General features: G+C 62.0%; 8 protein-coding genes. 2 read left to right on the forward strand and 6 right to left on the reverse strand.

Features of this window, described 5'->3' with window-relative positions:
* Positions 1–126 precede the first annotated feature (126 nt).
* A complete protein-coding gene (locus tag O8W32_08130) occupies positions 127–3,744 on the forward strand; it encodes a tetratricopeptide repeat protein (protein WII09128.1) in 3,618 nt (1,205 codons plus the stop codon).
* Positions 3,745–3,795: 51 nt separating this feature from the next.
* Here the strand turns inward: O8W32_08130 and truD are convergent, their stop codons facing one another.
* From truD to O8W32_08160, 6 genes are all read right to left on the reverse strand, one after another.
* Entirely contained in the window at positions 3,796–5,106 is a 1,311-nt protein-coding gene (truD, locus tag O8W32_08135; GenBank protein WII09129.1) for a tRNA pseudouridine(13) synthase TruD, read from the reverse strand.
* Between the two features lie 2 nt (positions 5,107–5,108).
* Positions 5,109–5,369 (reverse strand): DNA-directed RNA polymerase subunit L, encoded by a 261-nt coding sequence (locus tag O8W32_08140; protein WII09130.1) that lies wholly within the window; start codon positions 5,367–5,369, stop codon positions 5,109–5,111.
* A gap of 35 nt (positions 5,370–5,404) precedes the next feature.
* Entirely contained in the window at positions 5,405–7,237 is a 1,833-nt protein-coding gene (locus O8W32_08145; GenBank protein ID WII09131.1) for an ATP-dependent DNA ligase, read from the reverse strand.
* A 43-nt stretch (positions 7,238–7,280) separates the two neighbouring features.
* The gene (locus tag O8W32_08150) at positions 7,281–8,819 is read right to left on the reverse strand and encodes a helicase-related protein (protein ID WII09132.1); all 1,539 of its coding nucleotides are present in this window, start codon (positions 8,817–8,819) and stop codon (positions 7,281–7,283) included.
* A 74-nt stretch (positions 8,820–8,893) separates the two neighbouring features.
* Positions 8,894–9,226: an iron-sulfur cluster assembly accessory protein gene (locus tag O8W32_08155; GenBank protein WII09133.1), complete on the reverse strand. Its 333-nt coding sequence runs from the start codon at positions 9,224–9,226 to the stop codon at positions 8,894–8,896.
* A gap of 63 nt (positions 9,227–9,289) precedes the next feature.
* Entirely contained in the window at positions 9,290–9,673 is a 384-nt protein-coding gene (locus tag O8W32_08160; protein WII09134.1) for a carboxymuconolactone decarboxylase family protein, read from the reverse strand.
* Positions 9,674–10,059: 386 nt separating this feature from the next.
* Here O8W32_08160 and O8W32_08165 point away from each other — a divergent pair, with 386 nt between their 5' ends.
* The gene (locus tag O8W32_08165) at positions 10,060–11,688 is read left to right on the forward strand and encodes a hypothetical protein (GenBank protein WII09135.1); all 1,629 of its coding nucleotides are present in this window, start codon (positions 10,060–10,062) and stop codon (positions 11,686–11,688) included.
* The last annotated feature ends 9 nt before the right edge of the window (positions 11,689–11,697 follow it).

The following is an 11,697-nucleotide window of genomic DNA, read 5'->3' on the forward strand; positions in this document are numbered from 1 at the left end:
CCCCCATACTGGCGGAAAATCATGCTCCCGCCTGCTGGCACATAATAAACGGATGCGTCCGCATTCTAAGCGGGCCTTTTTCCATACCTACAAATATTAATTATAAGGCAAAGCTTAGCCCGTGGCATGAACGGAAGGCCGGTCTTCGGCAATAAGACCGAGACCGAGGAATGGGAAGCCGTCCAGAGGATCGACCGTGCTAAGGACAAGGTCAAGGCCCTGTCCGACATCGTCGTCAAGATCACGCTCTCGGACGTGCCTGTGCACTCGGCCATCCTCACAGATGTCATCAACAGGGTAGCGGAGCACGACGATGTCGATGACTGGGAGAACGTCCTGAAAGATCTGGTGGCCAAGAGGCGCCCGCAGGATACCCGCCCTGTGCTGGCGGCGGCCGAGTACTGCATCAAACTGGGCAGGGCGGACCTCGCCAAGGAGTATCTGGACACTGTCAAGGAGACCTCGGACGTGCCCATGGCCTGCGTGGCCTGGGCCAAGTACTTCGAGCTCGTAGGGGACGTCAAGAGCGCCGTCAGGCAGCTCTACACCGCGATATCCAGCGATCCCTGCTGCAAAGAAGCCTACACGATGCTCGAGAAGCTCGATCCGGAGAACGACTGGGCGGACCTGCTGGCCTGCGAGTGCATCTGGGCCAAGGAGCCGTTCGACGAGCCCCCCGAGAAGAACACCCCCGAGCACGACCTCTACGGGATCTACCATGAGTGGTTCGTGGACGGCGGGGAGAAGGCGATCCACGCCCAGACCCTGCTCACCAACCACAAGCTGTTCAACGAGGGCGAGAGCATGTTCCTCATCGTCCGCGCCAGGATGGCCGTGTCGGGCCGCGATTGGACCGTCGCCGAGAAGATGTACAGCGCCGCCACCGCTGGCAGACGCGTCGGGCCCGCCATGCTCTGCGAGATTGCCGAGATGTACGCCGCCCAGGGCGATTACGGGAAAGCTCTCTCCAAATACCGCGATGCCGAGGCCAGCGATCCCGGGTCTGCCAGGGTGGCCATGGGCCTCATCGACTCCTACACAGGCCTCGGTAAGGTCAACGAGGCCGTAGAGGTCACGAAAGAGTTCCTGCCTTCCGAGACCTCCGGTTACGATGCCTACCTGCATGTGGCCGATATACTGCTGAAGAAAGGATACCTCGACGAAGCGTACTCCAACGCCGAGAGCGTGTTCATAACATACCCCAACGACTGCAGGACGTCGGTCCTCCTCTCGAAGATCTCCATGGCCCGCGGGGACACGGTGTCCGCCGGGAAGCAGGCCAAGGATGCGGTCCATGCCGATCCCAAGGACCCGGAGGCCCTCGCCCACATGTCGAAGGTCTGCCTGGCCGCAGGGGACATAAAATCCGCTGTCAAGTACGGCAGGAAGGCTGTCAAGTACGGCCCTTCCAACGTCAATGCCCACATCTCCCTGATGGAGGCGTACCGCCAGTCCGGGGACAGCGGCAAGACCATCTCGGAGTGCCAGGCTGTTCTGGCGCTCGACGGGGGCAACAGCGAGGCATCCGACACCCTGGCGAGCCTTCAGTTCGAGGCGTCGCAGCGCACCCGCACCGACGACCTCTCGTCCAAGATCGAAGGCGAGGACGCGTTCGTCCAGAAGCTCGGCGACCTGATCTCCGCCGGGGACTACGACGAGGCGCTCACCCTTTGCTCGACCCATGAGTCCCAGTTCGGGGGGCTCGCCATCGTCCGCCGGCTGAGGGGCAACGCGGAGTACGCCCTCGGGGAGTACGCCAAGGCGTCCGCATCGTATGCCAGCGCCGTCGCCGTCCAGCAGGACGCCGAGACCTGGTACTCCAAAGGCATGGCCGACGAGGCCCTCGGGGACCTGGAATCGGCCGAGTCGTCCTATGACAGGGCGATCATGATGGATATCAAGAACGACAAGTACTGGATATCCAAAGGGTGCGTCCAGGAGAAGAAGGGCGACCGCGCCGAGGCCGTCAAGTCGTTCAACCGCGCCATCGAGCTGAACCCTGTCTCCTCGTACGCCCTGGCGAGGAAGGCGGCCATCTTCGCCGAGGAAGGCCGCTACGAGGACGCCCTGCACTACCTGTCCATGGCGGGCATGGTGGAGCCCAACAACGACGCCATCTACGCCCTGCGCATGAAGATCTGCCTGAAGGCCAGCAGGTACCGCGAGGTCATCGACATCGGCACCAAGCTCCTCAGGAGCAAGAGCGAGCCCGACGACACCATCGTCTACTGCATCGTGCAGGCTTACATCGGCTCCGGCGACACCTCGGGGGCCGAGAAGGTCCTGGAGAAGCCGCTCAGGAACAATCCCGAGTCGGAGATCCTCATGCGCGCATCGAGGGACCTCTACGTCGCCATGAGCAGGAACGATGAGATCATCCAGGTCTGCCGCTCTCTCCTCAGGGTGGCGCCGCACGACAGGGTGACCAAGAAGGACCTCGCCGACGCCCTCTTCCGCACCGGGAAGGGGGAGGAGGCGGCGTCCATCTATGCATCCCTCAACGAGTCCGCCTCGACGGAGAAGATCGACGAGGCCGGCTCCATGAAGGACCCGGAGGCCAACATGGCGGTTGCCAGGTCGCTGATGGAGGCTAGGGATTATGTCGGGGCCGGGAAGATGGCCGACCGCGCGCTCAACGCGGACCCCAACAACACCGACTACATCCTGTTCAGGGCGTCGCTGTACCGTGTCAGCGACAGTGCCAGGATAGCCGAGGCCTATCTCTCGCAGAACATCCAGAGGAACCCGGCGGCCGCCCCGCTGTACGTGTACGCGGGCGACCTGCGCGTGGAGGAGAAGGATTACGAGGGGGCCATCGAGGCCTACAACAAAGCGATGGAGAAGGGCATCAAATCCGCTTCCCTGTATGACAAGCTGGGTTCCGTCCAGAAGGCCATGGGCAGGACCGACGCCGCCATGCAGAGCTACGAGGCGGCGCTCAGGCTCGACCCGAAGGACGATTCCGCCGGGAAGGAGCTTGCGAAGCTGCAGATCTCCAAGAAGATGTACGACAGGGCTCTCATGACGATAGACAACGCCCTCGCCGTCCATCCCAGCTCCGACGGGTTCGCCATCAAGGCGTCCGCCTGTCGCGGGCTGAAGGACAGGGACGGCGTGAAGGACGCCTACTCCAAGTTCATCGCCTATCCCAACCCGGCCGAGGAGGACGTCAGGGCGGTCATCGCCGCGCTGAACAGCGTCAACCTCAGGGCCGAGGCGGACAGCATGAAGGACGGCATATCGCAGGAGGCCGTCAAGGAGACCCACCTCGTCCCGCAGAGCGTCATGAGGACCGCGGAGCGCATCATGCGCCGCGCCTACATGATGGGCCTGGCTATCGACGACCAGGACGTCCTCGACGCCATCGGCGCCGATGAGAGCGAGGCCGCGGTGGCCTACCTGAAGAACATCCCCGAGTACGGCGAGGTGGTCTACGGGGCCGCCGGCTACGAGAGGATGGAAGCGCTGTCCAGGAACGCGCTGGTCAGGTCCAAGGTCGAGAAGATGTCCGACATCACCGTCGAGAAGGCCTACATGGCTGGCGGCGCCAGGGATGCGGAGGAGGCCAAGCTCCTGGTCGGCTACATACGCAGCTGCCCCGAGTCCAAGCTCCCCAGGGAGATTCCCGACGAGTACGCCTCGATCGTCCCGAGCGTGACCAAGAAGGACACGCCGGAGCAGGTCATGAGGGACAAAGGCGTCGGGTACTTCGGCGCGAGGATCATCCTCTCGGCCGTGGAGTGAAAAACTGCCCCCCCCCGGCCGATTCTTTTCAGGCCGGGGAGCGTTCAGCCCTCAGTAATCCGTGATCTCGGATTTCATGAACTCGCGCATGAGGCAGGTCGCGTAGTTCCCTTTGGGCAGGAAGAACTTCAGGGAGTAAGAGTTCCCGGATACTTCGTAAGAGAGGTCCCTGACCGGGCAGAGGATTTCCCTCCTGCCGCCTTCCGAGCTGCAGTGCGGCAGGCCGGGAATGATGAAGTTGTCGGGCTCGAGGCCCTGCTCCTCCACGACCTTCCTCTCGATCTCCCCCATCTCTCCGTCCGCGAACTCGCTCGCGGAACCGAACAGGCACCCGGTGACGAACGCCCTGCCGAGCCTGACCTGCCTGTCGACCAGGTCGATGTTGGCATCTGTGGCCCTCACGGGCCTCTCATGCATCGGTATGCCGTCAGGGTCCAGCGGGATGACGATGTCCCCCACGGCAGGCCTGTTGATGGGCATCCCGGCCGCGATGCGCCTGCTGAGCATGATGTTGAACAGGTACGACTGGTAGGCGTGGACGAACATCATCTGCAGGTTCACAGGCATCTCCGCGATGGCTCCGACCCAATCGCCCGGGCGGTCCACCATGTGCATGACCATGGTCTTCTCGAAGCTCATCGCTTCGGGGATCTCCCCGACCAGCGGCCCCCAGTCGTCCGCGGCCGCCAGCTTCTCTCTCATGCCGAAGGCGGAATCGTCCTTGGACGCGTTCGTCGCCGGGTCGCAGACATAGCATCTGACCGCACCTTCGATATCCCCGCGGACGAGATGCTCCCCGACGAGATGGGTTATGGGCCTGACGATGCCGAACCTCTGAACTCCGTAATAGTTCGGGAAGCCTCCGACGGTCCCGATCTCCGCCGCGACGCTGCTGACAGAATCCTCGATCTCCGCTTCCGACATATCGCAGCCGGAGACCCTGATCCTGAAATCGTTGCCGGAGAGGTCCCCGAGCTTCAGCCCGCGGTTGGAGGTGTAGACATCGGATATGCTGATGTCCTTGAGGGACAGCCTGCCCAGGATGTCCGGCGAGCCCAGGAAGGACATCAGCTGGGTGGTGACGGCGCGCTTGTCCTTGGTGCCGGCGAAGCCGATCCTGTCGCGCGATATGCCCAACTGGCGGGACATCAGGCGGATCATGCGGTTGGTCTCCCAGTTGCGGGCGGTCACCGTGGCTATGGTGAAGCGCCCGTTGTCGGCCGGCTCCGGTCTGGAAGAGACCTCGGTGACGACGAAATCCTCGGGGGCGGCCTTGATGCGGCCGCCGGTGCCCGCGCCGCCCGTGAGGTAATAGAGCATGCCGACGTCCGCTTCGGCGGTGCGGCATTCCCTGAAGGCCATGTTCACTCTTCGATTTTGCTGAAATAGGCTGCGACCGCCTCGGCGGCCTTCTTCAGGGCCGCTTCGGGAGTGCCGGAGGAGACCTTGATCTCGAGGTAGGGGTCGTCAAGGTCGGGATGGTCCTCGATGTACCTGCTGTAAACGACGTCCTTGTCGGAGTTGAGCTCCTGAATCAGGGGCTCCACAAGGGTTGTGCTTGAATCTTTGAGCCCGATCCTGAGGGTCTTGCCCTCGTCGGACCTGGTCACAACGTACATCTGCATGTTTGGCCCATCGCGCGTTTTATTATAAAGGTTTGTCACTCGTCCGCGGAACCGTTCTCCGATGCCCTCTCGGCCTCTTCCACGCTTTCCACGTCCCTCTCGTCCTGCATCTCGTAGAATTCGACGATCTCGGCGGCGGTGGTGCACTGCTCGGGGGTCTTGTCGTCCCTCACCCTGCCGGTGAACCTGGGGAACCTGAGGCCCAGCCCCGAGCCCTCCTTGACCGCGCCGCGGGCGATGGTGTGGATGGGGCTGATGCTGATGTCCGCGGCGGTGACCTCGAGGACCAGCCCAGGGACGAACCACACGTCCGGCACCATCTCGGCGTCCACAGATGACGGCCGTCCCTCCGACCTGTACTTCTCCAGCATTCCCGGCAGGGCGGCCAGGAACGCATCGTCGAACCCGGTCCCCAGCTTGCATGCGGTGCCCCACCTTCCCGTGTCTGGGTCATATGCCGCCATCAGCAGGGCGCCGTAGACGCCGGCGCGCTTGCCCATGCCGTAGAACGCCCCCACGACGGTGAGGTCGAAGCTGTCGACGAGGGCCTGGGTGTAGTCCTTCTTGTACTTGATCCAGAGGAACCCCCTGGAACCGGCGCGGTACACGGAGTCCTGGGCCAGGGATTTGGCCATGATGCCCTCGCATTTCGACCCGATGGCGGTGTCGAAGAACTTCTGGGCCTCCTCCTCGGACCCTATGACCGCCCTCTCTGAATAACCCAGGCGGTCGTACCCGTCCCCCTTCGACTCCGAGAACGAGGACTCGAGCATCATCCTCCTGTAGGGGTAGGGCTTGAGGGTCAGGTCTTCGCCGTCGCGGTAGAGCATGTCGAACATGAATATGCGCACGGGGACGTCCTCGACGGCCTTGGACATGCCGTGCTTCTTCCTCCTGTGGGTCACGTTCTGGAACGGGAGGAGCCCGTCGGCGGCGGGGTCGTAGGCGACGCACTCGCCCTCGACTATGGCCTCCTTCCCCTTCAGCTGGGCGGCCAGCGCCTCCCCGATGTCCGGGAAGTTGGGGGTCAGGTCCTCCAGGCGGCGGGAGTAGAGCTTCACGAAGCCGTCCGGGCCCTTCCTGATGTGGGCCTGCACGCGGATGCCGTCGTACTTGTACTCGAAGGCGCACTTCCCGCCCATCCTCGCCATGATGTCCGGGAGGGACCTGAGCCTCTCGGCGAGCATCACCTTCACCGGGCTCCCGACGGCCACCTTTATCGCGCGGACCCCGTCCATGCCCTTCTCCGCGAGCGTCTCGGCCACCAGGCCCATGTCGCAGGTGATGTTGAACGCCCTCTCGATCTCCGGGCGGTCGTCCTTCGACGCGAAGGCCTGCGCCAGGGCGTCCATGACGGTCATGGAGCCGGCACCCACCCTCATCCTGCCGGTGACGATCCTGCAGAGGTAGCGGGCCTCCAGCGGGCCGGAGTCCGAAAGCATCCTGGCGAGGATCTTGGTCTTCCGGTCCTGGGAGTCCTTCCCGGAGGCGGACTCTATCTTCAGCAGGGAATCTACTACTCCTTCGAAGGTCAGCGGCTCGGAGAACAGGGTCATCTGCTTCTTCTTCTGGGTCAGCACCTCGGCGACCTCTCCCGGGTCCCCGGTCCTGACCCACATGTCCTCGACCTCGGAGAGGCTCCTGCCCGATACCGAGGAGATCGCCCTCAGGACCAGCTTGTCGGCCATGCCGAGCTCCAGGGGGACGAAGTCCGGGTGCAGCCTGCCCACCGACAGGTAGATCGTCTGCCTGATGTACTTCGGGTCGATCTCCGAGAAGTACCCGGCCAGTATGTCGGTCATCTCCAGTCTGCTCGATGTCGATTCGAGCCTGTCGAACGTCTCCGCCAGTTCGCTGAAAAGCATCATCTTCCCCATCCTCCGTCATCATATCAAACATGCCGCCGGGCCGTCAGAAGTACGTCTGGCCGGAGCCCACCCTCGGCCCCTTGGACAGGGACCTGCTGAGAGATTCCAGCCTCTGGCGCATCATCTCCTCCTTCTTCTTGCTGGCCTTCTCGACGGCCTCGTCCATCGTGCCCTTGGCCACCAGCACGTAGACCTCGCCGTCGCTCTTCCTCCCGGTCCTCCCGCGGCGCTGTATAGTGCGGATCTCCGACGACACGGGCTCGTAGAAGATCACCGCATTGGTGCTGGCTATGTCGAGACCCTCCTCGCCGACGGAGGTGGAGACGACCACGTTAAAGTCTCCGCTGCGGAAACGTTCCAGCATCTCGATCTGCTCGCTCTGCCTCAGGCCGCCGTTGGCCTGCCCGATGAGCTTGGCGACCCTCGCGCCGTTCACCAGGGCGAGCTTCTCGCTGAGGATGTCGCAGGTCTCCCTGTACTGAGCGAAGACCAGCACCCTGGGGCTCTCGCCCGAGGCGATGACGCGCGACACCAGGCCCATCACCTGCGAGATCTTCGGGTGCCCGACATTGCTGCTCTCCGCCATGTGCCAGGCGTGCAGGTATCCCTCGTCCTGGGTCAGCTCGCGGTCGGCCTTGGACGCTCCCGGGGCCTCGGCATCGGCGTTCACCTTGGACAGGAACTTCCTGAGCTGGGGGATCCCCTGCGTCTCCGCGAGCTCGATGGCGTAGAGGAGCTTGATGCAGGCCGAGGTGAGGACCAGACCGCGGAAAACGGTGTAGGTCCTCTCCCCCCTGCCCAGGCGCATCTGGAGGGACGATTGGATCGAGAGCATGTGCTTCTTGGACGCCGGCCATCCCGGATCGGTGAGCCTGAGGGCCACCAGGTCCCCGAAGTACCCGTCGAGCACTTTCTTCAGCTCCGCGGAGATGTCCGTAATCTCCTGCGGCAGGGTGACCTCGATCCTGTTCACATAGGTGTCGTGCACGTAAGGGGAGACGTCCGGGTCGTCCTCGGTGCGCATCTCGATCCTCACCAGGCCCAGGTTCCTGCAGACCTCCTCGATCCTGGAGGCGTCGCTGCCAGGGGAGGCGGTCATGCCGAGGGTGCGGCAGCCGGCCGGGATGTAGCGGGCGACGTTCACGTAATCGTAGTTGCCGGTGGCGCGGTGGGCCTCATCGAATATGACCATGCCGAACCCGGATAGGTCGTAGACTCCGTTGTCGAGGTCGTTGGAGACCGATTGGGGGGTGGAGACCGTGAACCCGCTCCCGGCTATGACCGCGGCCCTCTTGGGCGGGCGCATCTGCCCGTTGAGCATCCCCACGGAGATGCCGTCCAGCATCGATGAGAAGTACTCGCTGTGCTGGTCGACGAGCGGCTTGGTGGGCGCCAGCATGAGCACTTTCTTCCCTTCGGAGAGCACCCTGGCGGCCGCCAAAAGGGCGACGGCGGTCTTCCCCAGCCCGGTGGGCAGGATGACGAGGGTGTTCTGCCTGAGGCATTCCGCGGCGATCTCCGACTGGTAGCGTCTGTCCTCCAGTCTTCCTTCGGCGATGCCCGGCATGCGGACATACTGCATATACCCAGGTTATCGGCGGTTTATTAAAAAGGATTATCGGGCCGCCCGATCGGGGGCAGGCCCGACGGAAGGTTTCAGTAGGAACCGCATCCGCCGCCGCAGGATGCGCAGCCGTTGAAGTTGGGGTTGCGTATCGAGAGGCCGGTGCCGAAGTTCGGGTCGTCGACGAACTCGATGACGCACTCGTCGAGGGCCTTGGCGGTCTCGTCGTCATAGAACATGTCGAAGCTCTTCGCGGTCTTGTCGACCTGCTCCCCCTCGGAGGGCTTCTCCTGGAAGGACATCCCGAACTGCGGGCCGGAGCATGCGTACCCGGAGAGGTAAACCTTGATACCCCATCCGGTCTTCTGGTTCTTCTCGAGGAGCTCGTCGATGAACTTCTCCGCTTCAGGGGTTATTGTAACCATGATTTATGATTAGTCAGGACTGCTATAAAAATGTTAGGTGGTACCTAAATCAGCCTGTATGAGTCACTCCACATCCATGCCGTAAACGTCCGCGAACACGCGGAAGGCGTACGACTGGCTCCTTGTCATGCACATGTAGCCGGCTATCTCGAGGACCTCCAGGATCTCGTCCTTGGTGGCGCCGAGCGCGGCTGCGTTCCTGATGTGCTCCTTCATGCAGTACTGGCCTCCGAGCGCGGCTGCGGCGGCGAGCGCGACCAGTTCTCTTGTCTTTTTATCCAGGCTTCCCTCGCCCTCGAACAGCTTCATGCTCAGCTCGGCGTTGGGGACGAAAAGGTCCGGGCGTTCCGAGAGGACCTTGTTCACCAGGGGGACCTTCCCGCGCGTCTCCTCTATCGTTTTCAGGATCCCGTCGGCCTTCTCTCTAAGCTTCTCTTTGTTCTCCATGCCTGATGATAGATGCGCATGATGTCATTCTTTTCCCTGCAGATGGAGGTCTTCTCCAACTTGGATTGATAATTTATACCGTGCGCGGGATACTTCGCCGGGGAAAACGAATGCTGAAGACCACCAAGATTTTCATCGGCATCATTGTCGTCGCCGCCGTCATCGCGGCGGCCTGCTTCCTCGTCTTCTACGAGTGAACTGCCGGCCCGTTCCGTGCGGGCCGGAAACGCCTTCCGCTCCATGCCTTCTGCAGATGATCCCGGAACGCTGTGTCCAGATGCGGAACGTTCGTTCGCCAGGTTTGGAAGATACGTCCAATCGTTTTTATAATCTGATTAAGTTATCGAGTCCAGCAAAGCGTGGTAATAATGCTGAAAACGACGAAATTGTTCATATCACTCATCGCCGTCTCCGCAATAATCGCCGCGGCGGCCGGGGCCGCCGTCTACGATGATTCCGACGGGGCGCATGAATACGACGGTTCCGTGCTCATCGAGGATCAGTACGGCGTCTATTTCTGGGCCCACGGCGACGGGGACGACTACGGAGAGGTCATAAAATCGATCGACGGCACCCGCGGCCTCGATATCGATTACACCGAGAGCAGCTACGGTGTCATGGTCAGCGGCATCAACGGACTGTCCCAGACATCGGATTACTCCGGGTATTGGGCATTGTACCAGTACGATGACGGCAAGTGGGTCTACAGCAAGGTGGGCCTCAGCAGCGTCTCCACGGATGACTGCGAGTACATCGGCCTGTTCTATGTGAACTGCGATACATCCACCTACGCGGTCACCGCGGGCGGGCCCGACAACGTCGAGGTCCCGAAGGTCTGGAAGGCTGCCTACTTCACCGGTTCCCACAACGATGTCGTGTTCGCTATCCAGTCGCAGTCCGGCATGTACATGTACGTCAACGGCCACGGCGACACGGTGTTCGACGCCTTCACGGATGCTGCTGAAACCTATAACATCCCCTTCGAGGCCAGCCATTCCAAGTACGGCGACGGCATCCAGTCCCTCTTCGGCCTGTCGATGAGCTCTGCGACCGTCGGCGACAAGACCGTATGGACCTACTGGGCGCAGTTCGTCTCGAACAACAACGGCCCCTGGGCGTATGCGCAGATGACGATGGAGAAGCTCAGCACCGCAGTGTTCAGCCAGGTCGGCATCGCCTACGGCGACGGTTCCGAGATCACCGCCCCGCTCTATTCCCAATCGTCCGAGAAGGCATCCTCGCTGATCCTCATCGAGGACCAGTACGGCATCTACAGTTGGCTTTCCGCCGACAGCGGCGAGTATTCGACCTATGCCGACATGCTCGTCGGCCTCGACGGGAAGAACGGGTTCGACATCGATTATACGAAGGGCAGCTACTTCAGCATCAACTCGATCAACGGGCTGGCGAACGACTATTCGAAGGCCAGCGAGAGCATCTACTATTACTGGGCCACTTACGTCTATGATGACGGGAAGTGGATCTACAGCGACAAGGCCGTCGACGGCCTCAGTACCTCGATGCACGATGTCATCGGCCTGTTCTACGTCAAAGGGACCATGGCAGGAACAGAGGAAGGAGGGCCCGAGAATGTTATCGTTCCGAACATCTCCGATGCCGCTGCCTGGAACGGATCTACCGACGGCACGGTTTTCACGATCCAGTCCGAATCTGGGTACTACTTCTACATCAACGGGACCGGGAGCACGGTCTTCGATGCGTTCAGCGATGCCGCAAAGGATTACAACCTCCCCTTCGAGGCCAGCCATTCCAAGTACGGCGACGGAATAAAGTCACTGTTCGGCCTGGCGATGACCTCCAAGACCGACGGTACCACTACCACATGGACATACTGGGCGCAGTATGTGCTCGATGAAGCCGGCTCAGTCTGGGATTACTCCAGCTATACGATGGAGAAGATCAGCACTTCCGACTGCTCGCAGATGGGCATCGCCTACGGCACCGGCAGCATGGGCGTGGGAGGCATCACCGCCCCTGTCTACAGCAAAAGCTGAAAACCGAAT

The sequence above is a fragment of the Methanomassiliicoccales archaeon LGM-DZ1 genome (assembly GCA_030168595.1).
Lineage (GTDB): Archaea > Thermoplasmatota > Thermoplasmata > Methanomassiliicoccales > Methanomethylophilaceae > Methanomethylophilus.

What these genes read in the sequence shown, in the direction of transcription:
- truD (WII09129.1), bottom strand. Translation starts at nt 5,106, where the DNA reads ATGGCCTTCAGGGAATGCCGCACCGCCGAAGCGGACGTCGGCATGCTC.
- O8W32_08145 (WII09131.1), bottom strand. Translation starts at nt 7,237, where the DNA reads ATGATGCTTTTCAGCGAACTGGCGGAGACGTTCGACAGGCTCGAATCG.
- O8W32_08160 (WII09134.1), bottom strand. Translation starts at nt 9,673, where the DNA reads ATGGAGAACAAAGAGAAGCTTAGAGAGAAGGCCGACGGGATCCTGAAA.
- O8W32_08150 (WII09132.1), bottom strand. Translation starts at nt 8,819, where the DNA reads ATGCAGTATGTCCGCATGCCGGGCATCGCCGAAGGAAGACTGGAGGAC.
- O8W32_08140 (WII09130.1), bottom strand. Translation starts at nt 5,369, where the DNA reads ATGCAGATGTACGTTGTGACCAGGTCCGACGAGGGCAAGACCCTCAGG.
- O8W32_08155 (WII09133.1), bottom strand. Translation starts at nt 9,226, where the DNA reads ATGGTTACAATAACCCCTGAAGCGGAGAAGTTCATCGACGAGCTCCTC.
- O8W32_08130 (WII09128.1), top strand. Translation starts at nt 127, where the DNA reads ATGAACGGAAGGCCGGTCTTCGGCAATAAGACCGAGACCGAGGAATGG.